Raw genomic sequence first — 18927 nt, 5'->3', positions numbered from 1 at the left:
CTTGACAGTGCGCTCACAGCGCCTTGATTGTGGGAGCGCTCCCACTGGTTCAGATGTTTCCATCCCCCCACAGAACCGCGAGGAGGGCTTCTCGCATGCCCAGAGGAAGACCGTTCAGCAAGCGGATCCGCAGGCTGGTGACGGCTTTCGCCGTCGCGCTGTCCCTGCCGCTCGCCCTGACCGTGGCAGGCGGCGGAACCGTCGCCCACGCGGCCACTCTCCAGTGCAGCGTCGACTACTCGGCCAACGACTGGGGTTCGGGCTTCACCGCCAACGCCACCATCACCAACCGCGGTACGGCCGCGATCGACGGCTGGACACTGACGTACGCCTACGCCGGCAACCAGACGCTCCAGAGCGGCTGGAACGGCACCTGGTCGCAGACCGGGAAGAACGTCACCGTCAAATCGCTCGACTGGAACAAGACGATCGCGCCGAACGCCGGTGTGACCACGAGCGCCAACTTCAACTACAGCGGCACGAACGCGGCGCCGACCGCTTTCGCCGTCAACGGCACCGTATGCGGGGGCGCTCACCAGCCACCGCTCACCGTGCTCACCAGCCCGTCGGCCGGGGCCACGTACACCGCCGGCGCCAGCATCCCGCTGGCGGCCACCGCGGTCGCGGCGGACTCGGCGACCGTCAGCAAGGTGGAGTTCTGGAGCGACACCACGCTGCTGGGCACCGACACCACCTCGCCCTACACCTTCACCTGGCCCGCGGTCGCGGCCGGTGACTACTCGGTCTACGCCAAGGCGTACGACAGCCTGGGCGCGTCCGGCGAATCGACCCCGGTGGGCGTGCACGTGGCCGCCGGGCCCTCGATCGTCGCCTCGCCCACGCAGGTCTCGGTCACGCAGGGCGGCACCGGCACCTTCGGTGTCAAGCTGTCCGGCGCGCCGTCGGCCAATGTCACGGTCGCCGTCGCGCGCACCTCGGGGAACACCTCGCTGACCGTGAAGTCCGGCGCCAGCCTGATCTTCACCCCCGCCAACTGGAGCACGGCGCAGACGGTCACCGTCGCCGCCGCGGCCACCGGCAGCGGAGCGGCGACCTTCTCCGCGACCGCCACCGGCTTCGCCAAGGCCGACGTCACGGTGACGGAGGTGACGGGCACCAGCGGCACGTACGACTCCCGCTTCCTGAACCTCTACGGCAAGATCACCGACCCGGCCAACGGCTACTTCTCCCCGCAGGGCATCCCCTACCACTCGGTGGAGACCCTGATCGTGGAGGCGCCGGACTACGGGCACGAGACGACGTCGGAGGCGTACTCGTACCTGATCTGGCTCCAGGCGATGTACGGCCGGATCACCCAGGACTGGAGCAAGTTCAACGGGGCCTGGGCGCTGATGGAGAAGTACATGATCCCCACCTCCGCCGACCAGCCCACGAACAGCTTCTACGACCCGAGCAAGCCCGCCACGTACGCGCCGGAGCACCCGCTGCCCTCGGACTACCCGTCCAAGCTCGACACGAGCGTCCCGGTCGGTCAGGACCCGATCGCGAACGAGCTGAAGTCGGCGTACGGCACGTCCGACATCTACGGCATGCACTGGCTCCAGGACGTGGACAACACCTACGGGTTCGGTGACACGCCCGGCGGCGGCTGCGAGCTGGGCCCGACGGCGGCCGGTCCCTCGTACATCAACACCTTCCAGCGCGGCGCGCAGGAGTCGGTGTGGGAGACGGTGCCGCAGCCGACCTGCGACGCCTTCAAGTACGGCGGCACCAACGGCTATCTGGACCTGTTCACCGGCGACTCGTCGTACGCCAAGCAGTGGAAGTACACCGACGCCCCGGATGCCGACGCGCGCGCGATCCAGGCCGCCTACTGGGCGGACACCTGGGCCAAGGCGCAGGGCAAGGGCGCCGATGTGGCGACCACGGTCGCCAAGGCCGGAAAGATGGGCGACTACCTGCGGTACTCGTTCTTCGACAAGTACTTCAAGAAGATCGGCAACTGCACGAGTCCGTCCTGCCCGGCGGGCACCGGCAAGGACAGCGAGCACTACCTGCTGTCCTGGTACTACGCCTGGGGCGGTTCCAGCGGTACGGGCGGCGGCTGGTCCTGGCGGATCGGTGACGGCGCCTCGCACTTCGGCTACCAGAACCCGCTGGCGGCCTACGCGTTGACCACCGACCCGGCGATGGCCCCCAAGTCGGCCACCGGCAAGCAGGACTGGTCGACCAGCCTCACCCGGCAGTTGGAGTTCTACACCTGGCTCCAGTCCAAGGAGGGCGGCATCGCGGGCGGTGCCACCAATAGCTGGGACGGCGCCTACGCCCAGCCCCCGGCCGGCACGCCGACCTTCTACGGGATGGCGTACGACTGGGAGCCCGTCTACCACGACCCGCCGTCGAACCAGTGGTTCGGCATGCAGGCGTGGTCGATGGAGCGCGTCGCCGAGTACTACCAGCAGACCGGTGACGCCAAGGCCAAGGCGGTGCTCGACAAGTGGGTGACCTGGGCGATCTCCCAGACCACCATCAACCCCGACGGCACCTTCAAGATCCCGTCCGACCTGGCCTGGACCGGCGCTCCCGACACCTGGAACGCCGCCTCGCCGGGTGCCAACGCCAACCTGCACGTCACGGTTACGTCCTACGGCAACGACCTCGGTGTCGCCGCCGCCCTGGCCAAGACCCTGTCGTACTACGGCGCCAAGTCCGGGAACGCCGCCGCCAAGACCACGGCCAAGGCGCTGCTGGACGGCATGTGGAGCAACAACCAGGACGCCCTGGGCATCGCGGTGCCGGAGACCCGTACGGACTTCTCCCGCTTCAACGACCCGGTCTACGTCCCGTCCACCTTCTCCGGCGCCATGCCGAACGGCGACAAGATCAACTCCAGCTCGACCTTCCTGGAGCTGCGTTCCTTCTACAAGAACGACCCCAACTGGTCCAAGATCGCCACCTACCTCGGCGGAGGAGCCGCCCCGACCTTCACCTACCACCGCTTCTGGGCCCAGGCGGACATCGCGCTGGCGATGGGCTCGTACGCGCTGCTCTTCAACGAGTGAGGCGGCGTACGACCACCCCTGATGTGACGTGAGTCACGCGAGAGGCCCGGTCCGCTTCCGCGGGCCGGGCCTCTCGTATGGGGTGAGTGACGGGACTTGAACCCGCGGCCACCTGGACCACAACCAGGTGCTCTACCAACTGAGCTACACCCACCATGTCCGGCGCTTTCAGGCGCCGACCTGAAGAAGTGTACAGGGTGCGGGGGCGTGCTCGCGCATCCCTTTTGGCGAGCTTTCGCGGCCGCTTCCCGCGGCCTTTCCTGGCCGCTCAGCAGGGCCTTCCGGCCGCGCTACTCCGCCGGCAGGACGTGCTTGGCCGCGATGGCCCGCACGGTGTCGGTGTCCGGCCCCGGCTGGGGGACGAAGACCGCCTCGCGGTAGTAGCGCAGCTCCGCGATCGACTCGCGGATGTCGGCCAGCGCCCGGTGGTTGCCGTTCTTCTCCGGGCTGTTGAAGTACGCGCGCGGGTACCAGCGGCGGGCCAGCTCCTTGATCGAGGAGACGTCCACGATCCGGTAGTGCAGGTGCTGCTCCAGGGTCCCCATGTCGCGCGCGAGGAAGCCGCGGTCGGTGGAGACCGAATTCCCGCACAGCGGCGCCTTGCGCGGCTCGGCCACGTGCTCGCGCACGTACCCCAGCACGATCTTCTCGGCCTCTTCGAGCGTGATCCCGCCGGGCAGCTCCTCCAGCAGACCGGAGGAGGTGTGCATCTCCCGCACGATGTCCGGCATGGTCACGAGCGCCTCGTCGGGCGGCCGGATGACCACGTCCACCCCGTCCCCGAGCACATTCAGCTCGGAGTCCGTGACGAGCGCGGCCACCTCGATCAGCGCGTCGTGGGCCAGCGACAGCCCGGTCATCTCACAGTCGATCCACACCATCCGGTCGTTCATACGCCTCACCCTACGGGGCGATCCCGTGAGCCGGGCAGTGCGGCGCCCAGGCTGCGTGGGGCGCGCAGCCGCCCCCGGGACGCGCTCTCGGCCGCCTCGGCCCTGCTGCCGGGCTGCTCGGGCACACGGGCGGCGACATAGGCGTCACTGTCCGTCTTGCCGGGGGCGGCCAGGATCTGGGAGACCGGGCCGCGCCGGGGCGGCGGCAGGTCGGGTGCGGGCGGCGTGCGGTCCGGCTCGTCCTGCGGCCTGCGGGCGCGGTAGGCCGCCCGGTAGGACGCGGGGGAGGAGCCGAGCTGCCGCCGGAAGTGCCCGCGCAGCGCGACGGGCGAGCGGAAGCCGCAGCGGCCCGCCACCTCGTCGACCGAGTAGTCCGACGTCTCCAGCAGCCGCTGCGCCTGGAGCACCCGCTGGGTGATCAGCCACTGCAACGGCGCGCTGCCGGTGAGCGAGCGGAACCGCCGGTCGAACGTCCGACGGCTCATGTACGCGCGCGCGGCCAGCGCCTCGACGTCGAACTGCTCGTGAAGATGCTCCAGCGCCCAGGCGACGACCTCGGCCAGCGGGTCGGCGCCGATCTCCTCGGGTAAAGACCGGTCGAGGTGTCGCTGACCGGTCTGCCAGTCCGCCCGGCGGGGCGGTACGACCAGCCGTCTGGCCAGCGCCGCCGCGGCCTCGCCGCCGTGGTCGGTGCGCACCACGTGCAGGCACAGGTCGATCCCGGCGGCGGTCCCCGCGGAGGTGAGGACGTCGCCGTCGTCCACGAACAGTTCCCTGGGGTCCACGTGCACCGAGGGATACCGTTTGGCGAGCGTGGGCGCGTACATCCAGTGCGTGGTGGCCGGGCGACCGTCCAGCAGCCCGGCGGCGGCCAGCACGAAGGCGCCGGTGCACAGTCCGATGATCCGGGCACCCTCCTCGTGGGCGCGGCGGATCGCGTCCAGCGCCTCGGGCGGCGGTGCCTGGGAGATCGAGCGCCAGGTGGGCACGACGACCGTGCCGGCCCTGGAGAGTGCCTCCAGGCCGTAGGGCGCGGTCAGTTCGAGTCCGCCGGTGGTCCGCAGCGGGCCGTCTTCCCCGGCGCAGACCAGCAGCCGGTAGCGGGGCACGCCCGCGTCCTGCCGGTCTATGCCGAAGACCGAGAGCGGTATGGAGCTCTCGAAGATCGGTCCGCCGCTGAAGAGCAGCACGGCGACGACTTCCGGTCGGCGTCGCGCGGAAAGTTTACGAATGGCGCGAGGCGATGCCGATGGTGCTTGCGACGGACTGTCCGCCGCCGTAACGGAACTGGACTCCTGGCTCATGGAGCTCAAGCCCCCCTCGAATCGACGCGTCGTCCCCTCGGTCCTGCATGTTTTCCCCCATGAGGCCACCCATGATCAAATCTACTGTGTCAGGTGGGGCGTTAGTGACTAGTTCACCATCTGACGCTAAGTCGACAAGACAACGTGGCGTAAAGCATTCGATCACGAAGCGTTTCACTCGCTGAGCCCGCTGGGAAGTACGCCTCCCGCCACACGGGCCACCAAACGCCCCCTCCGCGTCTTTGGGCATCGTAGAACCGCAGGTGGTGGGGGTGTTAATGATCCGGAAGCCCAATCGGCGCGCAGGGAAGAGAAGTTGGCCGAAAAACGTCGTTCGGCGGGCCGGTGTGCGTAAAGGGCGCCGGGTGGTGCGCCCACCGCGTGCGGGGAGCGGTGCGCGGCGCGCGGCCGGCCCGCGCGCCTGCCGGAGCCCGAACACGTCGTTCACGTGCGCCGGAGGTGTCCTGCGCACCGGTCCGAGGTGCCTGCGGCGGGGTTCCGAGGCGTTCCGGAAGAGCCACGGACGGGTGATCCCGATGCGCCCCCACGGTGCGCCGGTGCGCTGAACCGTGCCGCCGGTTGGCGTGATGGCGTTGCACTCTGGGCCCGGCTCCGGCATTCTTCCGGAAACTCCGGGTACCTGCCGGGTACGACAGGGCTGTGGAGCCCCGGCAAGCCTGTGCAGGCGGTCTCCGCGGCCGTACTCTGGAGTCAGTGGGACGGGAAGTGGCGAACTGGCCGAAACCGGCTGGTTCCGGCGGCCCGCCCCGCGCGCACCGTCCTTGTCCGCTGCTCGGCGCGTCAGCGCCGCCCTCGCCGAGAATCCGCATCATGGCCGGTCATGAGTTTCCCGAGCCCGCCGACGGCAGGCCGCTCGCCGAGTCGGCGGCGCTGCCCGAGCAGGCTCCAGCGCTGCGGCACGCCTGCGATCCTGCCTTCCGGCACGGGGTCGTGGTGGGCTTCGACGGTTCCCTCTCCAGCGAGCGCGCCCTGTCCTACGCCATCGGCATGGCCCGCAGGACGCACTCCGCGCTGATCATCGTGCATGTCGCCAACCGGCTTCCGGCCACCGTGTGGGCGGGCTGCGAACCGCCGGTCTTCGTGGACGTGCCCGACCACCGCACCGAAGTCCTCGGCCTCGAACTGGCCTGCGCGGACCACCTCGCCGAGATCTCCTGGGTGTTGGTGGAGCGCGGCGGCGACATCTGCCACGAGTTGGAGGAGGTCGGCCGGGAGTACGAGGCCGACGCCATCGTGGTGGGCGGGACGCACGGCCTGGTCGGCCGGATCTTCGGCTCGGTCGCCGGGCGGCTCGCGCGGCGGGCGCAGCGGCCCGTGGTGGTCATTCCGTAGGGCGCGGAGGGTCGCGGCGGGTCACGGAGGGTCGCGGCGGCTCGCGGAGGGTCGCGGCGGGCGGTCGCACGTTCCGTGCGGGATCGTCCCGTACGGACGTTTACGAAGGCCCCCGCCGGGCTGGCGGGGGCCTTCGCCGTATGCGCGACCGGCGACGAGCCGATCGCTCGGCTACTCGACGGTCACGGACTTCGCCAGGTTACGCGGCTTGTCGATGTCCCGGCCCAGCGCGAGGGCCGTGTGGTACGCGAAGAGCTGGAGCGGGATGCCCATCAGGATCGGGTCCAGCTCGTTCTCGTTCTTCGGTACGACGATGGTGTCGTCGGCCTTCTCCTGCGGCTGGTGCGCGACCGCGAGGATGCGCCCGCTGCGGGCCTTGATCTCCTCGAGGGCCGCCCGGTTCTTCTCCAGCAGGTCGTCGTCCGGCACGATCGCGACCGTCGGCATGGACGGGTCGATCAGGGCCAGCGGCCCGTGCTTCAGCTCCGAGGCCGGGTACGCCTCCGCGTGGATGTACGAGACCTCCTTGAGCTTCAGCGACGCCTCGCGGGCCACCGGGTAGCCGCGTACCCGCCCGATGAACAGCATCGACTTGGCGTCCGCGTACCGCCTGGCCAGCGCCTTGATCTCCGGCTCGGTCTTCAGGATCTCGTCGATCTGGCCGGGCAGCCGGCGCAGGCCCTCGATGATCCGCTTGCCGTCGGCGACCGACAGGTCGCGGATCCGGCCCAGGTGCAGGGCGAGCAGCGCGAAGGCGACCACGGTGTTGGTGAAGCACTTGGTGGACACCACGCAGACCTCGGGCCCGGCGTGCACATAGGTGCCGCCGTCCGCCTCGCGGGCGATGGCCGAGCCGACCACGTTGACCACGCCCAGCACCCGCGCGCCCTTGCGCTTGAGCTCCTGGACGGCGGCCAGCACGTCGTACGTCTCGCCGGACTGGGAGACCGCGACATAGAGGGTGTCGGGGTCGACCACCGGGTTGCGGTAGCGGAATTCCGAGGCGGGCTCGGCGTCCGCGGGGATACGGGCCAGCTCCTCGATCAGTCCGGCGCCGATCTGCCCCGCGTGGTAGCTGGTGCCGCAGCCGAGGATCTTGATCCGGCGCACCCGGCGGGCCTCGCCCGGCTCCAGGTTCAGGCCGCCCAGGTGCACGGTGGAGAACCGGTCGTCGATCCGGCCGCGCAGCACGCGGTCGACCGCCTCCGCCTGCTCGGAGATCTCCTTGTGCATGTACGTGTCGTGGCCGCCCATGTCGTACGACTCGGCCTCCCACTCCACGGTGGTCGGCGTCGCCGTGGTCAGCGAGCCCTCGGTGGTGTACGTGCGGAAGTCGTCGGCCTTGAGGGTGGCCATCTCGCCGTCCTGCAAGGTGACGACCTGGCGGGTGTGGGCGACGAGCGCGGCGACGTCGGAGGCGACGAACATCTCCTTCTCGCCGATGCCGAGGACGACGGGGGAGCCGTTGCGGGCCACGACGATGCGGTCGGCGAAGTCGCGGTGCAGGACGGCGAGGCCGTAGGTGCCCTCGACCGAGCGCAGCGCCTCGCGGACCTTCTCCTCCAGGGTCTCCGCCTGGGCGCGGCCGATCAGGTGGGCCAGCACCTCGGTGTCGGTCTCCGAGGCGAAGGTGACGCCGTCGGCGGAGAGCTTGGCACGCAGCTCGGACGCATTGTCGATGATCCCGTTGTGGACGATCGCGACCTTGTTGTCCCCGTCGAGGTGCGGGTGCGCGTTGTGGTCGCTCGGGGCGCCGTGGGTGGCCCAGCGGGTGTGCGCGATGCCGGTGGTGCCCGCGAAGCGCTTGGGGATGCGGCCTTCCAGCTCGCGCACCCGGCCCTTGGCCTTCACGGTCCTCAGCTCGCCGGACTTTCCGGTGATCACGACGCCCGCGGAGTCGTAACCCCGGTACTCCAGCCGCTGCAACCCTTCGAGGAGCAGCGGTGCCACGTCACGCCTGCCGATGTATCCGACGATTCCGCACATATGGTCGTCCCTCGTCCCTGTGTCTGTCCGTGTTCTGTTCTGTTCTTTTCGGCCCCCGGGTGCCCTGTCCCGGTGGCCGACGGTGCTCGGCCGCTCGGCCGCTCGGCCGCTCAGCCGCTCAGCCGCTCAGCCACTCAGCCGCTCGACCGCATTGTCGGCTCGGTCGCTCGGTCGCTCAGCCGTAGACGATGCGGCGGAGCTGGCGCTGCGAGAGGGCCGAGGGGGCCACCGCGCGGTGCGGCAGCTCCTCGGCGATCCGCTCGAAGATGTCCGCGTTGACCAGGCCCTTGGCCTGGAGTTCGCGGTGTCTCCTGCGGACGAACTCCTCCGTCGTCTCGTCGAAGTACGCCAGCACGTCCAGCACCACCCGGCTCGCCTCGCCGCGGTGCAGCGGCGTGGAGCGCACCAGGTGGTCGATCAGGTCCTCGTAGGACGTCCGGCGTTCGAGCACCCATCGATACTGATGTGATCATCTGCGCTTTGCAAGAATCCTGCCCGATTTCGGGCAGGGAAAGCGGCCAAGGGGGTGAAAATTCGGCCGTTACGGACGAAGACGGCACTGCTGCGGGCGCGGACGGCCCGGTCGGCCCGGTTGGCCCGGTTACGGGTGCGGCCGGTGGGCCGCCAGGGGGTTGGGGAGGGTGCCCGCGAACTGGAGGGCGGCCGACGGGTCGGCGAGGTCGATCATCTGCTGGTTGTCACGGAGCTGGAGCCGGTTGAGGCAGGACAGGGTGAATTCCGGCGCGAAGAGGTCGTACCGCTTGAACCGGTCGGCGAGGTCGGGGTGGGCGGCCTGGTAGTCGGCGACGCACTCGGCGACCGTCCGCCAGAACACCGTTTCGTCCAGGATCTTCCCGGTGTGGAGGATCGCGCTGAGGAAGCGGAAGAAGCAGTCGAAGACATCGGTGAAGACGGCGAGCACCCGCTCGTCCTCCGGGACCTCGGCCCTGATCCGCTCCACCTCGGGCGGCAGCGGCGTCTCCGGGTCCATGATCACGATCTCCTCCGCGATGTCCTTGAACACCGCCCGCCGCACCGTCCCGGTCTCGTCCAACACCAGGATCACGTTCTCGCCGTGCGGCATGAAGGCCAGTCCGTAGGCGTAGAGGCTGTGCAGCACCGGGACGAGATACGCGTCCAGGTAGCGCCGCAGCCAGGTCTCGGCGGGGAGGCCGGAGCGGGCGATGAGGGCGCCCGCGAAGGAGGTGCCCGCGTCGGTGCCGGTGCCGGTGCCGGTGCTTGTGTCCGTACCTGTACCCGTGCCTGTACCCGTACCCGTGCTCGTGTCGGCGTCGGTGTGCAGCAGCGACGCCATCGTGGCCAGGTGGTGGCCCGGCTCCAGGTCCGCGACCGGGCTCTCCCGCCACAGCGCGGCCAGCATCTTCCGGTACGGGGAGCCGTACGCCGTGGCCGCCTCGTACTGCCGGTGGTGATAACCGATCGCCGCCCGCTCGCGGATGATCGAGAAGCGGGCGGCGGTGAAGGTGGGGTCGGCGGCGATCAGCTCGGCGAGCCAGTCGTTGATCGCAGGGGTGGCCGCCATGTACGCGGCGGACAGGCCGCGCATGAAGCCCATGTTGAGGACGGACAGCGCCGTCTTCACATAGTGCCTGGTCGGGACGGTGGTGTTGAAGAACGTACGGACCGACTGCTGCGCCAGATACGCGTCGTCGCCGGGGCCGAGGCAGACCAGGTGCTGCCGGGCGACCTCGCCCGCGAAGGTGACCGAGAGCTTGTTCCACCACTGCCAGGGGTGGACCGGGATCAGCAGATACGCGGCCGGGTCGAGGCCCCGGCCGGTCAGCGCGGCGGCGAAGCGCCGGAGCTGCTCCCGGCCCAGTTCGGCGGTGAGGAAGTCCTCGTAGTCGATGCCCGCGCCCGCGCTGAAGGTGGTGCGGTCGCGGCGCGCGGCCAGCCAGATCAGCCGGACGGGGGAGGCGGCCTCGGGCGCGTACCGCGGGTGGTCGTCCGCGCCGAAGCCGAGCCGGCCGCTGTTGGCGACGAAGCAGGGGTGGCCCTCGGTCATCCCGGTCTCGATGGCCTGGAATCCGGTGCGGGTCAGCTCCGCCGCGCTCACCGGCGCGCGGTCGCGGGCGGCGAGCCTGAAGGCGGCGGCGGAGAGGGTCGCGCTGATCTCCTCCAGGTAGATCGGCAGGACGCTGTCGCTGATGGCGAGGGTGGTGCGCAGTTCGGTGATGAAGTCGAGCGCGTCGAGGGGGAGTTCGGCCTCCTGCCGGTGGCGGGTGACGCTCGCCGGGTCGATCCGCCAGTGGTCGAGGGCCAGGCGGCGGGCGGCGAAACGGTACGTCGTGGCGCCGTCGTCGCTGCGGACGAGGTAGCTGTCGTGGTCCTTCTGACCGTGCCGGGCGTCCGGGGCGTGCTGACGGTCCTGGCCGTGCTGGCCGTGCTGGGCGTCCTGGCTCGCGGGCTCCGGGGTGAGCAGGCGTTCGTGGGCGAATTCGGCGAGGGCCTTGGCCACCAGGTGGCGGGTGGCCCGCTCCCACAGCTCCGGGGTGAGGTGGTCGACGTCGGTCATCGGGTGGCCTCGAAGCGCTCGCGGGTGCAGATGCTCAAGAAGGCGTCCTTCTCCGGCTTCTTGATCCGCTCGATGATCTCGAAGCCGACCGTCTCGTTGAGTACGTGCACCGCCGTGTTGCGGACGTCGGGCTCCACGATCACCCTGCGGGTCGCGGGATCGGCGAAGAGTTCGGCCATCACCGCCCTGATCACCGCGCGGGTGAAGCCGTGCACGGGGGTGTCGCAGGGCGCGACCAGGAAGTGCATGCCGACGTCACCGGGCCGCGCCGGGTAGAGCCCGACGAGTTCGACCCGCGCGGGGTCGTACCGTTCCATCAGGAAGACGGGCCGTCCGTCCTGGAGGCCGAGGAACGCCTCCTCGTACGGGGCCTGCGCGATCTCGGTGTACGCGCGCTCGACGTCGTAACGGCTCGCGTCGCCCATCAGCCAGAAACCGGCTTTCGGGTGCGTCACCCAGGTGTGCAGCAGGTCGGCGTCGGCGAGGGGGTCGACCGGGCGGAAGGTGAAGTCGAGGTCTGTGCCGGTGCTGCCCGCGCTGTGCGCGGTGCTTGCGGTGCTTGCGCCGCTCATGCTGTTCGTGCTGCTCATGCGGTGAACTCCTGGAAGGCGATGGCCTTTTCCACGCGGTAGTGCTCGCGGCCGAGCAGCTCCCGGATGATGCGGGAGTTGCGGTAGGCCGCCATGCCGAGGTCGGGGGAGACGAAGCCGTGCGTGTGCAGTTCGGCGTTCTGCACGTAGATCGCGCGCTCGGTGACGTCGATGGCGTAGTCGCGGGTGACGTCGTAACGGCCCTGCTCGTCCCAGCGGATGCGGTCCCGGACGCGGGCGAGGAATTCCGGCACCTGGTAGCGGTAGCCGGTGGCGAGGACCAGGCCCTCGGTGTCGATCGTGAACTCCCCGCCCTGCTCGCGTTGGCACAGCCCGAGGGTGTACGTGCCGCTGTCGGCGTCGTACCGCGCGCTGTCGAGCGAGGTGTTGGTGAGCAGCCGGGTCGGGACCTTGCCGCGCCGGTTCTTCAGATAGAGCAGGTCGAAGATGTCATTGATCAGCTCCGAATTGATCCCCTTGTAGAGGTTCTTCTGCGAGACGTTGAGCGAGTCGCGGACCGGGGACGGCAGGGAATGGAAGTAGTCGACGTATTCGGGCGACGTCATTTCCAGCGTGAGCTTGGTGTATTCGAGCGGGAAGAAGCGCGGCGAGCGGGTCACCCAGTTCAGCGCGTAACCGTGCGCGTCGATGTCCTGGAGCAGGTCGTGGTAGATCTCGGCGGCGCTCTGCCCGCTGCCGACGATCGTGATGCTGCGCTTGCGCTGGAGGTCGCTCTTGGCCGCCAGATAGCGGGAGTTGTGGATGAGGTCGCCGCCGAGCCCTTCGCAGGCGGCGGGGACGTACGGCGGTGTGCCGGTGCCGAGGACCAGGCGGCGCGTACGGTGCGCCGCGCCGCTCGCGGTCCGTACGACGTAGGTCCCGCCGTGCGTGCCCTCGTGTGTGCCGTCGTACGTTGCGCCGTCCTCGTAGGTCACCTCGGTGACCGTCTGTCCGAAGCGGATCGACGGGATGCGGGCCGCGGCCCAGCGGCAGTAGTCGTTGTACTCCTCGCGCAGCGGATAGAAGCTCTCGCGTATGTAGAAGGAGTACAACCGCCCCGATTCCTTGAGGTAGTTGAGGAAGCTGAAGGGCGAGGTGGGGTCGGCGAGGGTCACCAGGTCCGACATGAACGGCGTCTGGAGGGTGCTGCCCTCCAGGAACATGCCGGAGTGCCAGTCGAAGTCCGGTTTGGCCTCCAGGAAGAGGCCGTTGAGGTCGTCGATCGGCTCGGTCAGGCAGGCCAGGCCCAGATTGAACGGGCCGAGGCCGATCGCGATGAAGTCGAACTCCGGTTCCGGCGCGGCGGGTTCGGATGCCGAGTCCGGGTCACGAGGCGTGGACAAGTGCGTCTCCCAGGTACTGGTCCGCGTGCTCGGCGAGCAGGTCGAGGACGGTGGCGATGTCGGCGGGGGTGGTGCGCGGGTTGAGCAGGGTGAACTTCAGGTAGTGGCTGCCGCGTACCTTCGTGCCCGCCACGACGGCCTCGCCCGAGGCGAACAGCGCCTTGCGGGCGTGCAGGTTGGCGCGGTCGATCAGCGCCGGGCTGGTGACGGCGGCCGGGATCCAGCGGAAGACCAGCGTGGACAGGGTCGGCGGGGCGACCACTTCGAAGCGCGGGTCGGCGTCGAGCAGCTTCCAGCCCTCGGCGGCCAGGTCCACGACCTCGTCGAAGAGCTGGCCGACGCCGTCGGCGCCCATCACGCGCAGCGTCATCCACAGCTTGAGGGCGTCGAACCGCCGTGTGGTCTGGAGCGACTTGTCCACCTGGTTGGGGATGCGCTCGGTGGTAGTGCGGCGCGGGTTGAGGTAGTCCGCGTAGTACGTGGCGTGCCGCAGCGTGGTGCGGTCGCGGACCAGGAGGGCGCTCGAACTGACGGGCTGGAAGAAGGACTTGTGGTAGTCGACGGTCACCGAGTCGGCGCGCTCGATGCCGTCGAGCAGGTGGCGGCGGGTGGGGGAGACCAGCAGGCCGCAGCCATACGCGGCGTCCACGTGCAGCCACACGCCGTGGCGCTCGCACAGGTCGGCGATGGCGGGCAGCGGGTCGATGGAGCCGAAGTCGGTGGTGCCCGCGGTGGCGACGACGGCCATCGGGGTCAGGCCCTCGCGGGCGCAGCGGTCCAACTCGCGGGCGAGCGCGAGGCTCTGCATCCGCTTGTTCTGGTCGCAGGGGACGGAGATGACGGCGTCGGCGCCGAGGCCGAGCAGCTTCGCGGACTTCTGGACGCTGAAGTGGCCGCACTCGGAGGCGAGGATGCGCAGCCGCGAGGAGGCGGCGCCGCGGGTGACGGCTTCCTCACGGGCGAGCAGCAGCGCCTGGAGGTTGGACTGGGTGCCGCCGCTGGTGAAGACGCCGTCGGCCGCCGGGCCGAGGCCCGCGCGCTCGGCCGTCCAGTCGATCATGCGGCGCTCGATGAGGGTAGCGCCGGCGCTCTGGTCCCAGGTGTCGAGGGAGGAGTTGACGGCGCTGAGCACGGCCTCGGCGGCGACGGCCGGTATGACGACCGGGCAGTTGAGGTGCGCGAGGTAGCGGGGGTGGTGGAAGTAGACGGCGTCGCGCAGATAGACCGCTTCGAGTTCGTCCAGCGCGGCGGCGGTGTCGCCGAGCGGCTGGGCGAGGTCGATCGCGTCGATCCGGGGCGCGAGGGCTTCCGGGGTGATACCGGTGAAAGGCCGGTCGGTCGCGGCGAGGGTGGCCGCCACCCGCTCGACTCCCTGGGAGACGGAGCGCAGATAGTGCTCCGTCGTGGCGTCGTTGAGCAGGTGTGAGCGCATGGGCAGACCTCTCGTTGAGCGGCTGAGTTAGGTTAGCCTAACCTAACTCACCGCTTCAACGGTCCTGTGTCCCAGTTGTCTCAGGGATCACTCTTCCCCGCAGGCGGGTGTTCTAGCCCACCAGCCCCAACTCCCGTGCGATCAGCATGCGCTGCACCTCGCTGGTGCCTTCGCCGATCTCCAGGATTTTGGAGTCCCGCCACATACGGGCCACCGGGTATTCGTTCATGAAGCCGTAGCCGCCGTGGATCTGCGTGGCCTCACGGGCGTTGGTGACCGCGATCTCGGAGGAGTAGAGCTTGGCCAGCGCCGCCTCCTTCTTGAACTCGTCGCCGTGCACCAGCCGCGACGCCGCGTCCCGCCACGCCAGCCGCGCCGTGTGGGCCCGCATCTCCATGTCCGCGATCTTGAACTGGATCGCCTGGTTGTCACCGATCGGACGCCCGAAGGCGTGCCGGGTCTTGGCGTACGACAGCGACTCGTCCACACAGCCCTGCGCCAGACCGGTGGACAGGGCCGAGATCGCGATCCGCCCCTCGTCCAGGATGCGCAGGAACTGCGCGTAGCCCCGGCCCTCCTCGCCCAGCAGATTCGCCGCGGGCACCCGGCAGTCGGCGAAGGACAGCTCGCGGGTGTCCGACGCGTTCCACCCGACCTTGCTGTACTTCTTCGACACCGTGAAGCCGGGCGTCCCCGACGGCACGATGATCGAGGAGATCCGCGGCCTGCCGTCGTCCTTGCGGCCGGTCACCGCCGTCACCGTGACCAGCCCGGTGATGTCGGTGCCCGAGTTGGTGATGAAGCACTTGGTGCCGTTGATCACCCACTCGTCGGTCGCCTCGTCCAGCCGCGCGGTGGTACGGGTGCCGCCCGCGTCGGAACCGCACTCCGGCTCCGTCAGCCCGAACGCGCCCAGCATCTCGCCCGAGCAGAGCTTCGGCAGCCAAGTGCGCTTCTGCTCCTCGGTGCCGAACCTGAACACCGGCATCGCGCCCAACGACACCCCGGCCTCCAGGGTGATCGCCACCGAGGAGTCCACGCGGGCCAGCTCCTCCAGCGCGATGCACAGCGCGAAGTAGTCGCCGCCCATCCCGCCGTACTCCTCGGGGAACGGCAGCCCGAACAGGCCCATCCGCCCCATCTCCCGCACGATCTCGTACGGGAACTCCTGCTGCTCGTAGAACTCGCCGATCTTCGGGGCGATCACGTCCTTGGCGAACTCCGCGACCGTGGCGCGCAGTTCCTCGTACTCGGCGGACAGACGGTGGTCGATCGACATGGCTACTGCTCCTGGTGGGTCAGGGCGCGGACGGTACGGGACGGGCTCGGCCGTCCCAGGTGCTCCGCCATCCACACGCTTGTGGCGCTGAGGCGGTCCAGATCGACCCCGGTGCGGATGCCGAGGCCGTGCAGCATCCAGACGAGGTCTTCGGTGGCGAGGTTTCCGGTGGCGCTCTTGGCGTACGGGCAGCCGCCGAGGCCGCCCGCGGAGGCGTCCACGACGGTGACGCCCCGCTGGAGCGCGGCCAGCGTGTTGGACAGCGCCTGGCCGTAGGTGTCGTGGAAGTGCACGGCGAGCTTGTCGACCGGGACGCCGTTGCCGCCGGAGCCGCCGGTCAGTTCGTCCAGCAGCGCCGTGACATGGCCGGGCGTCGCCACCCCGATCGTGTCGCCGAGGCTCAGCTCGGTGCAGCCCAGCTCGTACAGCCGCCGGGCCGCGGCGGCGACCTGCCCGATCGGGACCGGGCCCTCCCAGGGGTCGCCGAAGCACATCGACAGATAGCCGCGGACGGTGGCGCCCGCGTCCCTGGCCCTGGTCACCACCGGGGCGAACATCGCCAGCGACTCCTCCACCGTCCGGTTGAGGTTGGCGCGCGCGAAGGACTCGGTGGCGCTGCCGAAGACCGCGATCTCCCGGACGCCCAGCTCCAGCGCCCGCTCCAGACCCCGCTCGTTCGGCACCAGCACCGGCAGTCGCACCGCCGGGTCCAGGTCCGCGAGCAGCGGCATCAGCTCGGCCGCGTCGGCCAGTTGGGGCACCCACTTGGGGTGGACGAAGCTGGTCGCCTCGATCGTGCCGAGCCCGGCCGCGGCGAGCCGGTGCACGAATTCCGCCTTCACGGCGGTCGGCACGGTCGCCTTCTCGTTCTGCAATCCGTCCCGCGCGCCGACCTCGTGGATCCGCACGGCCGTCGGCAGCCCGGCCGCGGGTACGGCCATCGGCAGTCCGGAGGGCAGCGCGCCGCCGGTCGCGTCCGTCGTCGTACCCGCGGCGGCGCCGGTGGGTGTCCCGGACGCGGCCGGGCTCCGGTCGGCGGCACTCATGACGCCTCCCCGGCAGTCGGCGCGGAAGCCCGCGCGGTGGTCTGACCGGCAGCGGGTGCGGTGGTCCGCGCGGCGTCGGATGCGGTGGTCCGCGCGGCGGTCGGTCCGGCGGGCGCCTCGGGCGCTGTTCCGGCGGCTGCCGCGGGTGTTGCCGCCTCGGCCGGGTCCTGCGCGGCCGACGGGGTGACCACCGCCAGCACCTGGTCCATCGCCACGGTGCTGCCCGCGGTGACGTCGATCTCGGACACCGTCCCGTCGTGCGGGGCGGTGATCACGTGCTCCATCTTCATGGCCTCCACCACCAGCAGGCTCTGGCCCGCCACGACCTCGTCCCCCTTGCCGACCTTCACCACCGTGACCGTGCCGGGCATCGGCGCGGTCAGCGCGCCGCCCCCGCCCCCGCCCGCGGCGCCGCGCAGGGCCGCGGCCACCGGGTCGTACGCCCGTACCCACCAGCCGTCGCCGTCCCGGCCCAGCCACTCGCCCGCGTGCCGGAAAGCGGTCACCGTGCCCTCGCGGTGGAGCAGCGCGCGCGGTCCGTCCAGCGTCAACCGGGCCGCCGTGGCCGGTCCTTCGCCGATCCGCACCAGGCCGTCGCGGACCCGTACCGTCACCGGCTCCCGGCCGGGAACCCGCAGGTGGTGCACCGTCCAGGCGGCCTCGCCGCCCAGCCGCCAGCCGCTCGGCACCGAGAAGGGGTCGGTCCAGCCGCCCGCGTCCGGGGCCGGGGCCAGCGCGGCCTGCCGCAGCAGCGCCGCCGCCGCGTACACCTCGTCCGGCACGCCGGGCGGCAGCAGCTCGGCGGCGTCCCGGTCGATCAGCCCGGTGTCCAGCTCGCCCGCGACCACCGCCGGGTGGGCCAGCAGCCTGCGCAGGAAACCGGTGTTGGTGTCCAGGCCCAGCACGACGGTGTCCGCCAGCGCGGCCCGCAGCCGTCGCAGCGCCGTGGCCCGGTCGGGGCCGTAGGCGATCACCTTGGCCAGCATCGGGTCGTAGGCGGTGCCCACCTCCGTGCCGACCGCGAGACCCGAATCGACGCGCACTCCGGGGCCGGTCGGTTCGGCCAGCGCCACGACGGTGCCCGCGGACGGCAGGAAGTCCACCCGGCCGTCGCCCGCTCTGGCGGTCTCCGCGCAGATCCGCGCCTCCATGGCGTGGCCGGTCATGGCGATGGCCCGTTGTCCGAAGCCCAGCCGCTCGCCGCACGCCACCCGGAGCTGCCATTCGACCAGGTCGAGCCCGGTGACCAGCTCCGTCACCGGGTGCTCCACCTGGAGGCGGGTGTTCATCTCCATGAAGAAGTACGCGCCGGGGTCGGCGCCGGGGACGATGAACTCCACCGTGCCCGCGCCCGTGTAGCCGCAGGAGCGGGCGGCCTGCACCGCGGCCTCGCCCATCGCCTGCCGGGTCGCCTCGTCGAGCAGGACCGAGGGGGCCTCCTCGATCACCTTCTGGTGCCGTCGTTGCAGCGAGCACTCGCGCTCGCCGAGGTGCACCACCGAGCCGTGGCCGTCGGCCAGGACCTGGATCTCGATGTGCCGCGGGCGGTCGATCCACCGCTCCACCAGCAGCGTGTCGTCGCCGAAGGAGCCGCGCGCCTCGCGCCGGGCCGCCGCGATCTCCTCGGCCAGCAGTGCCTCGTCGCGCACCAGCCGCATGCCCTTGCCGCCGCCGCCCGCCGAGGGCTTGAGCAGCACCGGCAGGCCGATCTCCCGTGCCGCGTCGGCCAGTTGGTCGTCGGTGAGCCCGCTGCCCGTGCTGCCGGGCACGACCGGGACGCCCGCGGCCCGGACCGTCTCCTTGGCGCGGATCTTGTCGCCCATCAGCTCGATGGCCTCGGCGGGCGGTCCGATGAAGACCAGGCCCGCCTCGGCGCAGGCGCGGGCGAAGGCCGCGTTCTCCGCCAGGAAGCCGTAGCCGGGGTGGACCGCCTGGGCACCCGCCTCGACGGCCGCCCGTACCTGCTCGGCGGCCGACAGATAGTTCTCGATCCGTACCGCGGTGTCCGCCTCGCGTACGTGCCGGGCGTCGGCGTCGGCGTCGGTGAAGACGGCGGCCGAGCGGACGCCCAGCTCCCGCAGGGTCCGCAGCACGCGGACGGCGATCTCGCCGCGGTTGGCGACCAGGACGGTGTCGAACATG

At 70.6% G+C, this 18927-nt stretch carries 13 protein-coding genes and 1 tRNA gene; 2 read left to right on the top strand and 12 right to left on the bottom strand.

Annotated elements, in window-relative coordinates:
* Positions 1–95 precede the first annotated feature (95 nt).
* On the top strand, positions 96–3023 hold the full coding sequence (locus ACFY9V_RS09895) for a glycoside hydrolase family 48 protein (protein WP_391160527.1): 2928 nt from the start codon (positions 96–98) through the stop codon (positions 3021–3023).
* Between the two features lie 78 nt (positions 3024–3101).
* Here the strand turns inward: ACFY9V_RS09895 and ACFY9V_RS09890 are convergent.
* The 3 genes from ACFY9V_RS09890 to ACFY9V_RS09880 form a co-directional block, all read right to left on the bottom strand.
* Positions 3102–3177 (bottom strand) — tRNA-His (locus tag ACFY9V_RS09890).
* 136 nt (positions 3178–3313) lie between these two features.
* Entirely contained in the window at positions 3314–3916 is a 603-nt protein-coding gene (orn, locus tag ACFY9V_RS09885) for an oligoribonuclease (protein WP_355336979.1), read from the bottom strand.
* Between the two features lie 5 nt (positions 3917–3921).
* Entirely contained in the window at positions 3922–5220 is a 1299-nt protein-coding gene (locus tag ACFY9V_RS09880; RefSeq protein ID WP_355336981.1) for a helix-turn-helix domain-containing protein, read from the bottom strand.
* Positions 5221–6051: 831 nt separating this feature from the next.
* On the opposite strand from ACFY9V_RS09880, the gene ACFY9V_RS09875 reads away from it, so the two are divergent.
* Entirely contained in the window at positions 6052–6573 is a 522-nt protein-coding gene (locus ACFY9V_RS09875; RefSeq protein WP_355336983.1) for a universal stress protein, read from the top strand.
* Positions 6574–6744: 171 nt separating this feature from the next.
* Here the strand turns inward: ACFY9V_RS09875 and glmS are convergent, their stop codons facing one another.
* The 9 genes from glmS to ACFY9V_RS09830 all read right to left on the bottom strand — a co-directional run bounded on the left by glmS (position 6745) and on the right by ACFY9V_RS09830 (position 18926).
* On the bottom strand, positions 6745–8559 hold the full coding sequence (gene glmS / locus ACFY9V_RS09870) for a glutamine--fructose-6-phosphate transaminase (isomerizing) (RefSeq protein ID WP_391160524.1): 1815 nt from the start codon (positions 8557–8559) through the stop codon (positions 6745–6747).
* 175 nt (positions 8560–8734) lie between these two features.
* Positions 8735–9010, bottom strand: a complete 276-nt coding sequence (locus ACFY9V_RS09865; protein WP_188280294.1) for a hypothetical protein — start codon at positions 9008–9010, stop codon at positions 8735–8737.
* A gap of 150 nt (positions 9011–9160) precedes the next feature.
* Complete coding sequence (locus ACFY9V_RS09860) at positions 9161–11095, bottom strand: IucA/IucC family protein (RefSeq protein WP_391160522.1); 1935 nt, start codon at positions 11093–11095, stop codon at positions 9161–9163.
* Positions 11092–11685: a GNAT family N-acetyltransferase gene (locus ACFY9V_RS09855; RefSeq protein ID WP_391160521.1), complete on the bottom strand. Its 594-nt coding sequence runs from the start codon at positions 11683–11685 to the stop codon at positions 11092–11094. The genes ACFY9V_RS09860 and ACFY9V_RS09855 overlap by 4 nt, the downstream gene beginning before the upstream one ends.
* Complete coding sequence (locus ACFY9V_RS09850; RefSeq protein WP_391160519.1) at positions 11682–13028, bottom strand: SidA/IucD/PvdA family monooxygenase; 1347 nt, start codon at positions 13026–13028, stop codon at positions 11682–11684. The genes ACFY9V_RS09855 and ACFY9V_RS09850 overlap by 4 nt, the downstream gene beginning before the upstream one ends.
* On the bottom strand, positions 13012–14460 hold the full coding sequence (locus ACFY9V_RS09845) for a pyridoxal-dependent decarboxylase (RefSeq protein WP_391160516.1): 1449 nt from the start codon (positions 14458–14460) through the stop codon (positions 13012–13014). Before ACFY9V_RS09845 ends, ACFY9V_RS09850 begins: the two co-directional genes overlap by 17 nt.
* 112 nt (positions 14461–14572) lie before the next feature.
* On the bottom strand, positions 14573–15739 hold the full coding sequence (locus ACFY9V_RS09840; protein WP_355336996.1) for an acyl-CoA dehydrogenase family protein: 1167 nt from the start codon (positions 15737–15739) through the stop codon (positions 14573–14575).
* Between the two features lie 2 nt (positions 15740–15741).
* Positions 15742–16680, bottom strand: coding sequence for a hydroxymethylglutaryl-CoA lyase (locus ACFY9V_RS09835; RefSeq protein WP_355337226.1), 939 nt, complete (start codon positions 16678–16680; stop codon positions 15742–15744).
* A 101-nt stretch (positions 16681–16781) separates the two neighbouring features.
* Positions 16782–18926: a biotin carboxylase N-terminal domain-containing protein gene (locus ACFY9V_RS09830; protein ID WP_391160618.1), complete on the bottom strand. Its 2145-nt coding sequence runs from the start codon at positions 18924–18926 to the stop codon at positions 16782–16784.
* Between the last annotated feature and the right edge of the window lies 1 nt (position 18927).

Origin of the sequence: Streptomyces sp. NPDC008317 (assembly GCF_042955955.1) — a bacterium.
Classification (GTDB): Bacteria; Actinomycetota; Actinomycetes; order Streptomycetales; family Streptomycetaceae; genus Actinacidiphila.
The sequence above is the reverse complement of the archived record's forward strand: the minus strand, read 5'-3'. Positions and strand labels throughout refer to the sequence as shown.

Coding starts and splice junctions, on each gene's coding strand:
- orn (WP_355336979.1), bottom strand. CDS start 3,916: ATGAACGACCGGATGGTGTGGATCGACTGTGAGATGACCGGGCTGTCG.
- ACFY9V_RS09840 (WP_355336996.1), bottom strand. CDS start 15,739: ATGTCGATCGACCACCGTCTGTCCGCCGAGTACGAGGAACTGCGCGCC.
- ACFY9V_RS09875 (WP_355336983.1), top strand. CDS start 6,052: ATGGCCGGTCATGAGTTTCCCGAGCCCGCCGACGGCAGGCCGCTCGCC.
- ACFY9V_RS09860 (WP_391160522.1), bottom strand. CDS start 11,095: ATGACCGACGTCGACCACCTCACCCCGGAGCTGTGGGAGCGGGCCACC.
- ACFY9V_RS09895 (WP_391160527.1), top strand. CDS start 96: ATGCCCAGAGGAAGACCGTTCAGCAAGCGGATCCGCAGGCTGGTGACG.
- ACFY9V_RS09830 (WP_391160618.1), bottom strand. CDS start 18,926: ATGTTCGACACCGTCCTGGTCGCCAACCGCGGCGAGATCGCCGTCCGC.
- ACFY9V_RS09880 (WP_355336981.1), bottom strand. CDS start 5,220: ATGAGCCAGGAGTCCAGTTCCGTTACGGCGGCGGACAGTCCGTCGCAA.
- glmS (WP_391160524.1), bottom strand. CDS start 8,559: ATGTGCGGAATCGTCGGATACATCGGCAGGCGTGACGTGGCACCGCTG.
- ACFY9V_RS09845 (WP_391160516.1), bottom strand. CDS start 14,460: ATGCGCTCACACCTGCTCAACGACGCCACGACGGAGCACTATCTGCGC.
- ACFY9V_RS09855 (WP_391160521.1), bottom strand. CDS start 11,685: ATGAGCAGCACGAACAGCATGAGCGGCGCAAGCACCGCAAGCACCGCG.
- ACFY9V_RS09835 (WP_355337226.1), bottom strand. CDS start 16,680: ATGGCCGTACCCGCGGCCGGGCTGCCGACGGCCGTGCGGATCCACGAG.